This window comes from Dyella sp. PARNA 12/25, assembly GCF_055702865.1.
Map to the genome: position 1 here is coordinate 439,737 of NZ_JBVQCI010000002.1, position 15,387 is coordinate 455,123.

General features: G+C 63.2%; 16 protein-coding genes. 11 read left to right on the forward strand and 5 right to left on the reverse strand.

Features of this window, described 5'->3' with window-relative positions; genetic code table 11:
• From cfa to AC0GUR_RS06710, 9 genes are all read left to right on the forward strand, one after another.
• On the forward strand, nt 1–1,119 hold the full coding sequence (gene cfa / locus AC0GUR_RS06670; protein ID WP_472876679.1) for a cyclopropane fatty acyl phospholipid synthase: 1,119 nt from the start codon (nt 1–3) through the stop codon (nt 1,117–1,119).
• Nucleotides 1,120–1,241: 122 nt separating this feature from the next.
• On the forward strand, nt 1,242–2,117 hold the full coding sequence (locus tag AC0GUR_RS06675) for a TraB/GumN family protein (protein WP_472876680.1): 876 nt from the start codon (nt 1,242–1,244) through the stop codon (nt 2,115–2,117).
• Between the two features lie 236 nt (nt 2,118–2,353).
• Nucleotides 2,354–4,591 carry a DNA topoisomerase IV subunit A gene (parC, locus tag AC0GUR_RS06680; RefSeq protein ID WP_472876681.1) on the forward strand — a complete coding sequence of 746 codons (2,238 nt, stop codon included), beginning with the start codon at nt 2,354–2,356 and terminating at the stop codon, nt 4,589–4,591.
• A gap of 183 nt (nt 4,592–4,774) precedes the next feature.
• Nucleotides 4,775–5,269, forward strand: coding sequence for a hypothetical protein (locus AC0GUR_RS06685; RefSeq protein ID WP_472876682.1), 495 nt, complete (start codon nt 4,775–4,777; stop codon nt 5,267–5,269).
• Nucleotides 5,270–5,341: 72 nt separating this feature from the next.
• On the forward strand, nt 5,342–6,403 hold the full coding sequence (locus tag AC0GUR_RS06690) for a cytochrome-c peroxidase (protein ID WP_472876683.1): 1,062 nt from the start codon (nt 5,342–5,344) through the stop codon (nt 6,401–6,403).
• 164 nt (nt 6,404–6,567) lie between these two features.
• Nucleotides 6,568–7,407, forward strand: coding sequence for an alpha/beta hydrolase (locus AC0GUR_RS06695; RefSeq protein ID WP_472876684.1), 840 nt, complete (start codon nt 6,568–6,570; stop codon nt 7,405–7,407).
• 9 nt (nt 7,408–7,416) lie between these two features.
• The gene (locus AC0GUR_RS06700; protein ID WP_472876685.1) at nt 7,417–7,782 is read left to right on the forward strand and encodes an EamA family transporter; all 366 of its coding nucleotides are present in this window, start codon (nt 7,417–7,419) and stop codon (nt 7,780–7,782) included.
• A gap of 3 nt (nt 7,783–7,785) precedes the next feature.
• On the forward strand, nt 7,786–8,226 hold the full coding sequence (locus tag AC0GUR_RS06705) for a DMT family transporter (protein WP_472876686.1): 441 nt from the start codon (nt 7,786–7,788) through the stop codon (nt 8,224–8,226).
• 1 nt (nt 8,227) lies between these two features.
• Nucleotides 8,228–9,436 carry a DegT/DnrJ/EryC1/StrS family aminotransferase gene (locus tag AC0GUR_RS06710; RefSeq protein ID WP_472876687.1) on the forward strand — a complete coding sequence of 403 codons (1,209 nt, stop codon included), beginning with the start codon at nt 8,228–8,230 and terminating at the stop codon, nt 9,434–9,436.
• Nucleotides 9,437–9,441: 5 nt separating this feature from the next.
• Here the strand turns inward: AC0GUR_RS06710 and AC0GUR_RS06715 are convergent, their stop codons facing one another.
• The 3 genes from AC0GUR_RS06715 to AC0GUR_RS06725 all read right to left on the reverse strand — a co-directional run bounded on the left by AC0GUR_RS06715 (nt 9,442) and on the right by AC0GUR_RS06725 (nt 12,289).
• Entirely contained in the window at nt 9,442–10,257 is an 816-nt protein-coding gene (locus AC0GUR_RS06715; protein ID WP_472876688.1) for a CPBP family glutamic-type intramembrane protease, read from the reverse strand.
• 111 nt (nt 10,258–10,368) lie between these two features.
• Nucleotides 10,369–11,244 carry an arginase family protein gene (locus AC0GUR_RS06720; RefSeq protein WP_472876689.1) on the reverse strand — a complete coding sequence of 292 codons (876 nt, stop codon included), beginning with the start codon at nt 11,242–11,244 and terminating at the stop codon, nt 10,369–10,371.
• Nucleotides 11,231–12,289 carry a GNAT family N-acetyltransferase gene (locus AC0GUR_RS06725; protein ID WP_472876690.1) on the reverse strand — a complete coding sequence of 353 codons (1,059 nt, stop codon included), beginning with the start codon at nt 12,287–12,289 and terminating at the stop codon, nt 11,231–11,233. Before AC0GUR_RS06725 ends, AC0GUR_RS06720 begins: the two co-directional genes overlap by 14 nt.
• A 226-nt stretch (nt 12,290–12,515) precedes the next feature.
• On the opposite strand from AC0GUR_RS06725, the gene AC0GUR_RS06730 reads away from it, so the two are divergent.
• Together AC0GUR_RS06730 and AC0GUR_RS06735 are read left to right on the forward strand one after the other, a co-directional pair.
• Entirely contained in the window at nt 12,516–12,767 is a 252-nt protein-coding gene (locus AC0GUR_RS06730) for an acyl carrier protein (protein ID WP_472876691.1), read from the forward strand.
• A gap of 4 nt (nt 12,768–12,771) precedes the next feature.
• Nucleotides 12,772–13,986 (forward strand): beta-ketoacyl-[acyl-carrier-protein] synthase family protein, encoded by a 1,215-nt coding sequence (locus AC0GUR_RS06735; RefSeq protein WP_472876692.1) that lies wholly within the window; start codon nt 12,772–12,774, stop codon nt 13,984–13,986.
• A 421-nt stretch (nt 13,987–14,407) separates the two neighbouring features.
• Here AC0GUR_RS06735 and AC0GUR_RS06740 read toward each other — a convergent pair whose 3' ends face one another.
• On the reverse strand, nt 14,408–14,839 hold the full coding sequence (locus tag AC0GUR_RS06740; protein WP_472876693.1) for an NUDIX hydrolase: 432 nt from the start codon (nt 14,837–14,839) through the stop codon (nt 14,408–14,410).
• Entirely contained in the window at nt 14,836–15,324 is a 489-nt protein-coding gene (locus tag AC0GUR_RS06745) for an NUDIX hydrolase (RefSeq protein ID WP_472876694.1), read from the reverse strand. The genes AC0GUR_RS06740 and AC0GUR_RS06745 overlap by 4 nt, the downstream gene beginning before the upstream one ends.
• Nucleotides 15,325–15,387 lie beyond the last annotated feature (63 nt).

The window sequence follows — 15,387 nt, forward strand, 5'->3', positions numbered from 1 at the left end:
ATGAGCCAGGACTCCCTCAAAGCACGCGCCGCCAGTCTGCTTGAACACGCTGGCATCCACCTCGACGGATCCAGCGCCACTGACCTGCGCGTGCATGATGAACGGCTGTACGCCCGCGTTTTTGCGCATGGCTCATTGGGCCTCGGCGAGAGCTACATGGACGGCTGGTGGGACGCCGACGATCTACCGGGCATGTTCACCCGCTTACTCAATTCGCATCTGGACGTCGAGTTGAAATCACTCGACACCTTGTTGGCGCATCTCAAAGCCCGCTTCGTCAACATGCAGCGAGGCGACCAGGCATTCGAGATCGGCAAGATTCACTACGACCTGGGCAACGAGCTGTTCAAGGCCATGCTGGGCGAGCGACTGGTTTATTCGTGCGGTTACTGGGCACAGGCGACCAGCCTCGACGATGCCCAGGTCGCCAAGCTGGACCTGATCTGTCGCAAGCTGAACTTGCAGCCCGGCCAGCGTGTGCTCGACATCGGCTGCGGCTGGGGTGAAGCGCTGAAATACGCCGCCGAACACTATGGCGTGCACGGCGTGGGCGTCACCGTGTCTCAAGAACAGGCGGAGTATGCGCGCGAGCTTTGCGCCAACCTGCCGGTAGAGATTCGCCTGCAGGACTATCGCGAACTCAACGAACCGTTCGACGCGATCTTCTCCATCGGCATGTTCGAGCATGTGGGTGCACTCAATTACCGCACCTACTTCGAAGTGGCGCGTCGTTGCCTGCGCGATGACGGCCTGTTCGTCCTGCATTCCATCGGCAGCAACAGTTCACCGAGCCGGCCCGATCCGTGGATTGAGAAATACATCTTTCCCAACTCGATGATTCCTGCCGCCGGCCAGGTGGCAGAAGCACTGCAGAATCTGTTCGTGGTGGAGGATTGGCACAATCTGGGGGCCGATTACGACCGCACCCTCAGCGCATGGCGGGCCAACTTCGACGCGGCCTGGCCGCAATTGGCGGAGCTGTACGACAACCGGTTTCGCCGCATGTGGCATTTCTACCTGGCCGTCTCGGCTGCCGTGTTCCGCAGCCGGCGCAATCAGCTGTGGCAACTCACCCTGAGCCCTCACGGGGTGCCAGGGGGCTATCGGGTGCCTCGGTAGACCATAGAACCGAAAACTTTCGACGAAACCCGCTGTTTTCTGCATGATATGCGGGTCTCGCGGCTCGATTGTGTCCCCGCCGCCGTCTGTGTTGCGTTTCTCCCTCGCCCGGAATATCCCTTGTGAAGTTGCTTCGACGTTTTGCTGCCACGCTCGTCCTGAGCCTGCTGCTCGCCTCCACCGCGGTGGCGCAGCCTGGCCTGTGGGTGGCCAAGAACGATCACGCCACGGTCTACCTGTTCGGCACGGTGCACTTGCTGCCGTCGGACACCCACTGGACCTCCCCCACCCTCGACAAGGCCCTGGCGGACAGTCAGCGCCTGAGCATCGAAATCGTCGACGACGACGCCCCCGCCATGCAGGGGCTGGTGATGCAATATGGCGTGGACTTCAACAAGACGCTGTCCAGCAAGCTCGACGACGGCGACCAGCACCGCCTGGCGCAGGCAGCTGAAACCGCCAAGGTCCCGGGCGGCATGTCTGCGCTGCAACCGATGAAGCCATGGCTGGCCGCGCTGACCTTGACCATGGCGCCGCTGATGCAGGCCGGCATGGACCCCAGCCAGGGCGTCGACAAGCGGCTCAAGGCCCGCATGCAGCAGGCTGGCAAACCGGTGGACGGGCTGGAGACCTCGGAAAACCAGATTCACATGCTGGCCGACCTGCCCGAACCCATGCAGCTCGACCTGCTGCGTCAGTCGTTCAAGGAAGTGGCTGAAGGCACCACCAAGCTGCGCGAACTGGTTGATGCGTGGCGCCGTGGCGACATCGACGCCATCGCCAAGATTGAAGACGAAGACCTGCGCAAGGACAGCCCGATGCTGTACCAGCGGCTCATCGTCGAGCGCAACCAGGCCTGGGCGAAGATCATCGCCGAACGCATGCAGCAGCCTGGAGTGAGCTTCGTCGCCGTGGGCGCGGGCCACCTTGCCGGCCCCGACAGCCTGCAGGAGCAGCTGCGCAAGCTAGGCATCACGACTTCGCGCATCCAGAACTGATCGCAGGGCCTCCGCAGCCCTCTGTAGGAGCGCACTTGTGCGCGACCGCAGCTTGCCCCGAACACCACGGTTCCCGATCCATGCCATCCAGCTCACCCGTCGCCATCGGGCCGCCGGTCGCGCGCAAGCGCGCTCCTACAAGGGCTAGGCCCCGCCCCCTCGCCCCCCGGTCCCCCTTTCTGGCACCATCCCCCGGTTAAGCGCGCCGCCTGCGCGCAATCAAACGACGCAACCCCATGAATTTGCAAGCCAATTTCGAACAGATCCCGCTCAAGGAGTACGCCGAGCGGGCTTACCTCGACTATTCGATGTACGTGGTGCTGGATCGCGCCCTGCCCTTCGTGGGCGATGGCCTGAAGCCGGTGCAGCGTCGCATCGTCTACGCCATGAGCGAACTGGGCCTGGCCGCCACGGCCAAGCCGAAGAAGTCCGCCCGCACCATCGGCGACGTCATCGGTAAGTTCCATCCGCACGGCGACACCTCGTGTTACGAGGCGATGGTGCTGATGGCCCAGCCGTTCTCGTACCGCTACCCGCTGGTCGACGGCCAGGGCAACTTCGGCTCGCCGGACGACCCCAAGAGCTTCGCCGCGATGCGCTATACCGAGTCGCGCCTCAGCCCCATCGCCGAAGCGCTACTCGGTGAACTGGGCCAGGGCACGGTGGACTGGGTTCCGAACTTCGACGGCACGCTGGAAGAACCCAGCTGGCTGCCGGCGCGCGTGCCGCACGTGCTGCTCAACGGCTCGATGGGCATCGCCGTGGGCATGGCCACCGACATTCCGCCGCACAACCTGCGCGAAGTGGTGAGCGCCTGCATCCGCCTGCTGGATGATCCGGACGCCACCATCGCCGACCTGTGCGAACACATCCAGGGTCCGGACTACCCGACCGAAGCCGAAATCATCACGCCGCGCAACGACCTGCTGGCGATGTACCAGAACGGCACGGGTTCCGTGCGCGCACGCGCCGTGTACCACGTGGACGAGGGTAACATCGTCATCACGGCGCTGCCGCATCAGGTGAGCCCGTCCAAGATCCTCGAGCAGATCGCTGCGCAGATGCGCGCGAAGAAGCTGCCGATGGTGGAAGACCTGCGCGACGAATCGGACCACGAAAATCCGATCCGCCTCGTCGTGGTGCCGCGCTCCAACCGCATCGACGCCGCCGAGGTGATGCAGCATCTGTTCGCCACCACGGATCTCGAAAAGAGCTTCCGCATCAACCTCAACATGATCGGCCTGGACGGCCGCCCGCAGGTGAAGGATCTCAAGCGCATCCTCACCGAGTGGCTGCAGTTTCGTACCGACACGGTGACGCGCCGCCTGGAGCACCGCCTCGCCAAGGTCGAGCGTCGCCTACACCTGTTGGAAGGTTTGCGCATCGCCTACCTCAACCTGGACGAGGTGATCCGCATCGTCCGCACCGAGGACGAGCCCAAGCAGGTGCTGATGGCACGCTTCGGCCTCAGCGAAGAGCAGACCGATTACATCCTCGAAACCAAGCTGCGCCAGTTGGCCCGCCTGGAAGAGATGAAAATCAACGCCGAGCGCGACCAGCTCGAAGAAGAGCGTGCACGCATCAACGTGCTGCTCAAGTCGCCGGCCAAGCTCAAGGGCTTGATCAAGGAAGAACTGCGCGCCGACGCCACCAAGTACGGCGATGACCGCCGCTCGCCGCTGGTGCAGCGCGAAGCCGCGCAGGCACTGGACGAAAGCGCCCTGGTCGCCAGCGAGCCAGTCACTGTGGTGCTGAGCCAGAAGGGCTGGATCCGCGCTGCCAAGGGCCACGACATCGACGCCGACGGCCTGAACTATCGCGAAGGCGACAGCCTGCTCGCCGCGGTGAAGGCACGCACCACGCAGCAGATTGCCGTGATCGACTCCACCGGTCGCAGCTACTCCACGCCAGCGCACACGCTGCCCTCGGCACGCGGCAACGGCGATCCGCTCACCGGCCGCTTCAGCCCACCGTCGGGCGCCAGCTTCGACGCGCTCACCGCGGGTGACAACGACACGCGACTGATCCTGGCCACCGACCACGGCTACGGCTTCGTGACCCGCTTCGAGGCGCTCACCGGCCGCAACAAGGCCGGCAAGCAGATCATCACACTGGGCGACGGCGCGAAGGTGCTGGCACCACAGATCAGTGCCGATCCTGCGCGCGACCGCATCGTGGTCGTCACCACCGAAGGCCACCTATTGATGTTCTCCGTGGCTGAGCTCCCGGAACTCGACAAGGGCAAGGGCAACAAGCTGATCGACGTACCGAAGGCCAAGCTCACGTCGGGCGTAAAGGTGGTCGGCGTCGCCGTGGTCACCGAAGGCAAGGGCGAAGTGACGCTCTACGCCGGCCAGCGCAAGCTCACGCTCAAGTGGTCGAACCTGGTCGAGTACGGCGGCAGTCGCGCCACCCGTGGCGGCCTGCTACCGCAGGGCTTGCGTCGCGTGGAGCGCATCGAGACGACGGGCTAACCCTCCATCCCTTTGTAGGAGCGCGCTTGCGCGCGACCGTAACGCTACGGCGCGGCGGTCGCGCACAAGTGCGCTCCTACAGAGAAAGAGGGGAACTTCATGGCCGGGCAGCCAATCGAACGGACCATGTGCACACCGCCAGCGGTGACGCGTTATAAGCACCAAGTCCCCGGAATGCTCCCTATGAAGACCGTCCGAATCCTCACCTTCCTTGCCACGAGCCTGCTTGCGGCAGCATCGTGGGCGCAGAACGCCAGCCCGCCGCTCAACCTCAAGCTTCCCGCCAACGCGCCTGCCGCCAGCAGCAGCGCAGCACCCACTGCCTCTAGCGCCGACACCAAGCCGGCACCCAACACAGCAAACGCGACGACGCAGGCCAACACCGCCACCGGCAATTACGCCAAAGACCCACCGGGCACCTACTACGGCGACACCAGCGGCGCGATGGGCAACACCCACACAGCCGCCAGCCAGCCGGTCGTCACCTGTGATGACGCCACCTATAACCAGCCACAGATGCACGGCTCTGTCGGCGTCGGCGTGGAATCGGGTAGGCATGGAAGCGGCAGCTACACCGGTGCAGGCGTCACGCTGAGTCAGGCATTTGGCAGCTGCGCGCACCCCACGGGGGGCATGAGTATTTCCGTGGGCGGTACGCAGGGGCATTTCGGCCGTTAATTCACCGATCGGGGTTTTCACCGCGATTGATCCAAGTCAGCCCGTGCTGCTTAAGGATTTCTTCTCCTTGGCGTGATCACCACGACAAGGAGAATCACCGTGCGGTTCATGTGTTTAAGCGCCTTGGGCGCGCTGCTGCCACTGGCCGTATCTGCCGTTCATGCGGATACCCTGCGCGACCAGGCCAACGCGCTGTTCAAGCCGATTCCACAACACGTCGGCGACATTCAAGGCAAGCCCATCACCCCGGCACAGGTCGCGCTCGGCAAGCAACTTTTCTTCGATCCGCGACTGTCCAGTAGCCAGGTGATCAGCTGCAACACTTGCCACAACGTCGGCAGCGGGGGCGCCGACAACGTGCCCACTTCCACCGGCCACGCCTGGCAGAAAGGGGCACGCAACTCCCCCACCGTGCTCAATGCCGTTTTCAACGTCGCACAGTTCTGGGACGGCCGCGCCAAGGACCTGGAAGAGCAAGCCAAAGGACCTGTTCAAAATCCCATCGAGATGCACAACACGCCAAAGGAGGTCGAACTGACGCTGGCAAGCATGCCGGCCTATGTCGATGCCTTTAAAAAGGCCTTCCCGAGCGACAAGTCGCCGGTGAGCTTCGACAATATGGCCAAAGCCATCCAGGCGTTTGAAGCGACGTTGATCACGCCCGATTCGCGATTCGATCGGTTCCTGAGGGGTGACGACAACGCGCTCAACGCGGCCGAAAAAAAGGGCCTGAAAACCTTTATCGACAGCGGCTGCACGTCGTGCCACAACGGCATCAATGTGGGTGGCCAGGCCTACTTCCCGTTCGGCCTGGTCAGCAAGCCGTCCGAGTCGGTCCGCCCGAGCGGCGATAAGGGCCGCTTTGCGATCACCCGAACCGAGGGCGATGAGTACGTGTTCCGCGCGGCCCCGCTACGCAATGTCGCCCTGACCGCCCCCTACTTTCACAGTGGTCAAGTCTGGGATCTCAAGGAAGCCGTCTCCATCATGGGCAATGCTCAGCTGGGCAAGCAGCTCAGCCAGGAGGATGTCGATGCCATCACCCTCTTCCTGAGCACCCTCACCGGACGCCAGCCAGAAATCGTCTATCCGACCCTACCGCCCAGCACCAACACAACGCCACGCCCCAAATAGCCGGTGCCATGCAGGGGGCGAAGCGCCCCCTGTGAACCGTGGCCATGGGGTCGAAAGTTCTTGGAAAGGGTGAGCCCCCACACTGGGCCCATGGTTATTCGTCATAGTTCCATGCGCCACCAGCGCCCCAACCGCACGACCGCGCGCCGTACCGGAGCCTCCCAGTGATTCAGAATGTCGAGTTCCGCTACGAGGGCGGCCGCAGTGGTGTGCTGCTTATTCACGGCCTCACCGGCACCCCCACCGAGATGCGCCTGCTGGGTAAGGGTCTCAACCGCGCCGGATACAGCGTGTACGGCATGCAGCTGGCTGGCCACTGCGGCGATGTGGATGACCTGCTGAAGACCGGCTGGAAAGACTGGTACGCCAGCGTGGAAGCCGCCGCCGAGCAGTTCCGCCATGAAGTGGATCACCTGTTCGTGGCCGGCCTGTCGATGGGTGCCGTGCTGGCGCTGAAGCTGGCCGCCGAGCGCCCGGAATGGGTCAAAGGCGTGGGCGTCTACGGCGCCACCTTCCGCTATGACGGCTGGGCGATTCCGTGGATCGGCAAGTTCTCCTTCCTGCTGCCGTTCCTGCACAGGTTCGGCATTGGCAAGCACCGCATGGTGCATGAGGGCGAACCGTACGGCATTCGCGATGAGCGCCTGCGTGCGCAGATCAGCAACGCCATGCTCAGCGGCGACAGCGCAGCGGCCGGCCTGCCCGGCAACCCCTGGCCGTCGCTCGCCGAGATGTACAACATGGCCGCCGTGGTGAAGCGCGAGCTGCCCAAGGTGACGGCTCCCTGCCTGATCGCCCACGCGACCGAAGACGACATCGCCAGCGTCGAGAACGCACATCTCGTGCAGCGTGGCGTGTCCGGCCCGGTGGAAACGTTGTGGCTGGAAGACAGCTACCACATGATCACCGTGGATCGGGAACGCCGCTTGCTGACTGATCGCTCGGCCGAGTTCTTCCGCCAGATCGCCGCTACCTACGAACCTGCTGCCCGCGCTGCGGCCTGAGGACTCATCATGGGTCCGCTGGCTGTTACGTTGTGGCTGTTGAACGTCACGCTCGATACCGTCGGCCAGCTGTCCTTCAAGGCGGCGGCGGGTGATCCGCTTGCGGGCGATGGCGTGGCTCGTTGGAAGTACATGATGGCCAGGCCTTGGATCTGGATCGGCGTGATCGCGTACGTCGCCGAGTTCCTGGTGTGGATCGCCTTCCTCTCGCTGGTGGATCTCTCCGAAGGCGTGTTGCTAGGCTCGATCAATATCGTGGTGATCATGATCGCCGGCCGCATTTTGTTCAAAGAAAAGCTGACGCCACTGCGCGTTACCGGCATTTTGCTGGTAACGGCAGGTGTGGCCATCGTCGGCGTTGCTGGAGGCGGTTAAGCCATGCCAATGAAGCTCGCTCGGTTCTACGCCATTGGCTTTACCGTCCTCGTGCTGTTCGACACGCTGGTGCAGCTGAGTTTCAAGTACGCGGGCGATCACGCCTTCCCGCCTGAAGCCAACTGGGCGTGGATCGTGCGCGTGTTCGGCCATCCGTGGATCTACATCGCGGTGATCGGCTATATCGGCAACTTCTTCACGTGGATGACGCTGCTCAAGCACGCGCCGATTGGCCCAGCGTTTGCGGTAACGCATCTCGAAGTGGTCAGCGTCATGCTGTTTTCCATCTGGCTCTTCAACGAACCGCTGACCTGGGCGCGCGTGATCGGTGCCGTGGCCATCGTCGCCGGCATCATCTGCTTGGCCTTTGCTGAAACCGCTCACCCGGAACACGACGCGCCCACCGAAGCGAAGGGCGCGCTAGGCGTGGCCGCGGGAGACTGACGTGCCAAGCGAGCTGCCGCCCACCGCCGGCCTGCCGCTTCACGTCACCGATTTGTGGCCAGGCCGCGCACCGTTCGCGTCCAACGTGGCGCAATGGCTCGGCGTCGAACAGCTGCAATTGGAATGCTCGGGCACAGCTGCCATGGTCGTGGCACTGGTGGCCATGAAGCGCCTGCGTCCGGAGCGCGACGAAGTGATCGTGCCGGCCTGGACTTGCCCGCTGGTGGCACTCGCCATTCATCGCGCACAGCTCAAGCCCAAACTGTGCGACCTCGTACCGAACCATTTTGATATGGATCCTGCCCAGCTCCACGCGCTGGCCGGAGATCGCACGCTGGCCATCGTGCCCACCCACCTCGCCGGCCGCGTGGCCGACGTCAACACAGCACTCGACGTGGCGCATCGCGTGGGCGCGTATGTGCTCGAAGACGCAGCACAGGCTCTGGGTGCACAACAGGATGGCCGCAGCCTTGGCCTGCTCGGTGATGCCGGTTTTTTCAGCCTGGCCGTCGGCAAGGGCCTAACCTTGTTCGAAGGCGGTCTGCTGCTCACTCGCGACCCCGTGCTGCGCGATGCCTTCGCCGTCAGTCATGACGCCACGATCCGCCCCGATGCACGCATGGATTGGCAGCGTGCGCTGGAACTTGTCGGCTACGCCGTGGCCTACCGCCCTTCGCTGTTGCCGCTGGCTTATGGTCGTCCGTTGCGCAAGGCACTGGCGGCCAATGATCCTGTCACCGCGGTGGGTGACGACTTCGGCCCCGACATTCCGCTGCACACTGTGAGCGACTGGCGCCAGGCCGTGGGTGCACGCGCGCTTACCCGACTTCCCGCCTTTCTCGAGGCCACCCGCGCACAAGCGCTGCATCGCGTGGCACGCCTACGCCAGATACCCGGCGTCACGGTGTTCGACGACGCACCGAACCAGCGTGGCGTATGGCCTTTCCTGCTGTTGACGTTACCCAGCGAGAAGGCGCGCGATGAAGCCCTGCGCGCGCTATGGACGGCCGGCCTCGGCGTCAGCCGCCTGTTTATCCACGCCCTGCCCGACTATGCGTACCTGCGCGATATCGTGGCGGATACGCCGCTACCGAATGCACGCAGCTTCGCCGCCCGCTCGCTGACCATCACCAACAGCCTGTGGCTGGATGACGCCACCTTCGAGTCGATCTGCTCGGTGCTGGAACGCACCGCGGACCAGCCGGCCTGATCTGCTCAGTGCACGTCCGAAACGGCAGACGCGCTGTGCTTGCCGTTGGACAGCAAGAGCAAGCCACCCACCGCTAGTCCGAGACACGGGCTGATCAGCGAAAGCCCATGTCCTGATGGCACCGCGACACCGAGCATGACGATGGCATTGCTTGCCGCATGCATGAACACGCATAGAAGGATGCTGCGCGTATGGCTGTAGAGCCAACCGAACAGCAAGGCGTTGCCCATGATGCCCAGCAGGAACAAGGGGAACTGGCCGTGATACTGGCTGACGCCAGGCAGGAAGAAGAGCGGCAGGTGCCACAGTGCCCAGATGGGGCCGATCAATAGTGCCGCCCGCGCTTGCCCCAACACGGGCCCCCAGGTTTCCTGCGTAACGCCGCGCCAGCCGAACTCTTCCAGACCGCCACCGACGATGGTCATGGCAAAGAGCAGCGGAAACAGGTACCAGGGCTTGATAGCGACTTGGCTCGATACCGCCGGGCGCAGGGCCACCGCTATGCCGATCGCCACGAAGGCCAACGCTATCGGCAACCCTATCGCCACCGCATACCACACGGGCCGCACGCGCCAGCGCAGCACACGCTGATTGAATTCACGCAGCGGCGACTGTGCTTGGGTGAGATAAACGGCGGCATACGCAGCGATGGTGGGCCCCAGCCCACCGAGCACATACAGCGTCATGAAAGGCCATTTGCCGTAAGACGAGGCGTGTGCCTGCGTCAACAACACCGCGGCGCCCCATGCACACCAGGTGATGCCGAAGGCGAACGCCAGAAAAAGCAGCGCCCGACGATGGAGAAAAACGGGTTCGGTCATAACGAACGCTGCGTCCCAACGGTCACCGGAATGAGCCGGCACTCCGTCACGTTTGCCCGCGTCCTTGTGTCACGCCCTGCTCCCAGACCACGTGATGGTTAAGGCAGCCGCTTACACACTGCTTTCTGCTATGGCGGCAAGCAGGCGACCGTTGAACGCACGCTGCTGCGCCTGCCAGGCATCCAGTTCACTCTGTGGAATCGGCTCCTGGCCATCAATCCCGCTGAGCAAGCGCTTCCACCAGGTGCGGTACTGATAGGCCGAGACTTCGCCATTGATGTCGCTGGCCACAATGCGACCACGCAAGGCCTCGATGATCGCCATGGCATGCGTCTCTTCCAGCAGCCCCTGATCCCAGTTGGTGCGTGCGGTATCGACGCTGAAGGCGTCCTTGTCGATGGACAGGTAGGTCGGCTGCGCGGCTTGGCGCAACTGTTGAACAAACGCGCAAGTGAGTGCATCCGGATCGTCAAAGCGGCGGAATGCTTCCGACAGGCCCAGCTTGGCCGCCCAGTCCACATTCACGTCCATACACCAGTACGTGAGCTTGCCGGCCTGCAGCGGGCGCAGGTAATTCTCCCAGGCATGCCTGGCGCCGATATCAGCCGAGGTAATGCCCACAACGTGCACGTGCGTAACGTACGGCAGCATCGCCACACGGCGCACCCACGAACCGCAATGGATACCCCAGGGGAAACGCATGTTGTCAGGATGGTTATCAAACACCACCAACTGGAACGGACCACGCGCGCGCTGACGCTGCACCAGTGGCCAGGTGAGATGGTGGTAGTCGCCCGACCCCATCAGCACCGTGCCGTAGTTAGCCGGCATGCGCGTTTCGAGGTAATCGCGCAGGCGGTTGAACGTGCGCATGGTGCAGCCGAAGCGAATGGCCTCCTGCCAGTCCGTCAACGCAAGGGTGGTCGCGCCCGGTAGGTCGCCTACCGAGCTGTCGAAGTCCAGAACGAGTGGTTCACGCCTTGTCATTCGCTGCCCATTGGCTGTCGCTTTCGAAGAACTTGCCCAGTCGCCGCGCCAGCATGCGCAACAGCGGATTGCGCAGGTAGATCGCGTGCCGGGTCAGGGTGAATTGTGCACCCAGATACGACTTGATTTCAGGGTCGGTCCAACCCGCCACGTAATGGGTCAGCCCCTGCTCGCGAGCGAATGCCAGATTGTGGAACCAGCTGGTGAAGTACAGGTTCTGTTCGCGCGCCTGGGGATAGGCAAAGCCGACGTACTTGTCGATGAGCTTGCCGTCCACCACAAAGCACAGGTTCCAGCCGATCATCACGTCCTGATGACGGTAGACGAACGCCACGCCACCGTTGGCCGGGTCGCGAAGCACCGCGGCGAAGAAAGCGCGGCTCAATTTGTCGAAGTGGATTTCACTTTGCGCATACACGTTCTCGTAAAGCGAGTAGTACGCATCCACTACGGCATCGTCGGCAAACAGGGGGGCGCCGCAACGCACGGTTTCCACCTGTACCTCGTCGCGCTTGCGCAGCTTGCGGCGAATGTCCTTGCGGCGTCCCGAGGACAATCGCGCGAGGTACTCGTCCTCGCTGGCGAAATCGACGGGCACATAGGCCAGCGCCTGGCCTTCAAGCAGTACAAAACCGGATGCAGCGCAGGCATCGGCAAAACGCCTGCACCAGTCCGCCGTGGCCGCATCGAACAGCGGCGAGGCCTGAGGGATGTCCTTGACGATCATCAGCCGTTGGCGACGACCCAGTTGATCGCGCAGCGCTGTAGCAAGCGCGGCGGGTTGCGCGTCATGCGGAAACAGCGCGTACTCGGACACCGTGGTACCGACGAACGCCGTGCGCCAGCGCAGCAGGCGGCCCCACCAGCGGTAGCCAGGCGCCTTGGTCACCTTTTCCCGCACATCCGCGTCGGCCGTGGTCAACAGGTCGAACGGCGCCACGAAGGCCGGCGTGCCTGCCGCTTCCGTCACGCTGAAATTGATGGGGGGATGCTCGGCGAACCGGGCGATCAACGCATCCGGTTCAAGCTGGTTGAGGTACCGCACTCGGCGCTTCCACTAGTCGCGAGTGCATAGGATACGACTCCCGGGGCCAGCCCGACACCGCCCGGCAGCCTTTAAAGGTTGGCGAAAGGCAGCATGCGGAGGATGAGACCTACCGCCCATTCGGCGATAGCGTTCTGGACATTGCCCAAAGGGTTCGTCAGGCTTGATCGACGGCATCGGTTTGATGCCGCACCACTCAGGCGCCAAGGAATCCAGGAAAGCACACATGAGCACAGTTCAGCAGGAAACCTTCGACATCATCGCCAAACAGGCCAAGATCGAGCTGGATACGATCAAGCCGGAGTCCACTCTGAAGGACCTGGGCATTGCCTCCCTGGACGCCATCGAAGTGATTTTCGATATCGAAGAACACTTCAACATCAACCTGCCCAACGAAGACACCGACCTCGACAACGGTACCGTGGGACAGCTTTGTGAAGCCATCGAGCGTCAGCTCGCCCAAAAGACCAACGAATAAGCCTATGCGCCGCCTCGTGATCACTGGCATGGGTGCCATTTGCGCACTCGGACACGACGCGCCTTCTGTCTGGAAGGCGATGACCGAGGGCCGGGCCGGCATCGGCCCGATCCATCACATCCAGCCGGGCCAGCTTCGCAATGGCGGTATCGCTGCGGAGGTTGCCGATTACGATGCGGCCAATTTCTTTGACGATGCACGCCGCGCATTGCTCGACCCGTTCAGCGAATACGCGCTGATCGCAGCCAACGAGGCCATCCGCCAGTCCGGCATCAGCTTCGAAGGCGAAGCAAGCACACGCACGGCGGTGGTGATTGGTACCGGTGCGGGTGGCGAAACAACCCGCGACGATCTCTACGAACGCCTTTATGGCGAGCACCAGGGGCGGTTCCATCCCCTGGGCATCGTACGCATGATGATGAATGCGCCCGCCAGCCAGGTGAGCATGGTGCATGGCATTACCGGCCCTGCCTTCGTGGTGGCCAGCGCATGCGCGTCGTCCAATCATGCGTTCGCCCAGGCGGCGATGATGATTCGCTCAGGCATGGTCGATGCCGCGGTCGTTGGCGGCACCGAAGCCTGTATCACGCTGGGTACGTTGCGTGCGTGGGAAGCCATGCGCGTACTGGCGCCCGATACCTGTCGCCCGTTCAGCAAGGGCCGTCGCGGCCTGGTGCTGGGTGAAGGCGCGGCGATGTATGTCCTCGAAACGCTGGAGTCGGCGCAGAAGCGCGGCGCTGAAATCATCTGCGAACTGGTCGGCACCGGCATGAGTTCAGATGCCGGCGATATTGCTGCGCCGTCGGACATCGGTGCTGCAGCGGCCATGAATATGGCGCTGCGTGATGGTGGCTTGTCGCCTCAGGACGTGGATTACGTTAATGCCCATGGCACCGGCACGGTCGCCAACGACAGCACGGAGACGCGCGCCATCCATCGCGTGTTTGGCGCGCATGCGCGCGAGATGTTGATTTCCTCCACCAAGGCCATGCACGGCCATGCTTTGGGTGCCGGTGGCGCGATCGAGTTGGTTGCGGCTATTGGTGCGATCCATGACGGGATCATCCCGCCGACGATCAATTACCTTGAGCCGGATCCGGCCTGTGATCTCGATTACGTGCCGAACGTGGCGCGTGAGAAGAAGGTGGATGCGGCGATCAGCAATTCGTTTGCATTTGGTGGATTGAATGCGGTGGTGGCGGTGAAGCGGATGTCGTGAGTTTAGGTGTGGTGTAAATCTAGCCTCACCGTCTCAAATGTACCGTCATCCCCGCGAAAGCGGGGATCCAGTGACTTCGCCTTTGACTTAGCAATACCGCCAGCGTGCCGCCTACGCGGCGGGCGTTTCGATCGTCTGCCGACGCTCGAGTCACTTTTCTTTTGCTGGCCCAAAAGAAAAGTAACCCAAAGAAAACGGCCTCAAGAGCGAGGCCCTCGTAGCGTCGTGATTAATACAAGCCTTGGCGGCCGCGAAGCCCGGATTGTCACGATCGCCCGACATGCCTCGGTGCTACACCGCAACGCGCCAATGCGAAGAGGACTTAAAGCAGCGCGCCGTTGCCGTCCTTTTGTGCGACCAGGAATACCCGATGCACCGCACTTCTCCCTCGCCCCTCCGGGGAGAGGGCTGGGGTGAGGGGTCAATCTCGCGACGACGCCTCAACTTGCGCTCGCACAACAAGCGGCAGAATCGACTCCCGACTCAACCGCGCAATCGGCAAATCCCCAGGTGCCGCCGGATCGACCCAGCACAGCCCTTGGATCTCCGCCTGCGCCAGAAACGGCCCATCGGCCTTGACCTCATAAACCTCGGCCTCGACCACATAACCCGGCTCGTTAGCCGCAGGCGCGCTGAAACGACCGATCCAACGCGCTCCCTCGCGACGCATGGCGCAACCAAGCTCTTCACGCAATTCGCGCGCAAGCGTGCTCAGGTCATCTGGATCCACCGCATCACGCTTGCCACCCGGCTGCTGCCATACCGCCGCGCCTCGTTTGCGCACCAGCAGCACCCTACCCTGCTCGTCTCGGATCACCGCGGCGACGATGCGGATGAGCCTCGCGTCGCTCACAGCCGCGAGTACGCCCAGGACTGCATGCGTCCGTCCTCGTACGGCATGACGCCATGGAACGGCCGGGTATCGTCGTCGAACACAAGCGGCAGGAAGTGACGGTCGCCTTCCCACATGGGCAGGTCCATCAGGCGCTCAAGCGGCACCCATTCCAGCGTGCCTTCGTGGTTGGCGGTGAGCGGCGTGCCGCTGTAGCGGTCGATGATGAAGATGAAGCCCAGCCAGTCTTCACCCTGCTTGCCGAAGCCCGGCCAGTTGAGGGTGCCGCGCAGGGACATCGATTCGCAGGTGATGCCAGCCTCCTCAAGAATCTCGCGGCGCATGCAGGCGGCGATATCTTCGCCCGGCTCCATCTTGCCGCCCAGGCCGTTGTACTTGCCCAGATGCTGATCTTCCGGGCGCGCATTGCGGTGGATCATCAATACCTGCCGGCGATCGGGCGACAACACATAACCGAGCGTGGCGACGATGGGCGTGTAGGGCATGGGTCCGCGACACCTTGGAAAAGGACCAGTTTAAAACAACGTGTCGCCGGGCTTGCGCCAATC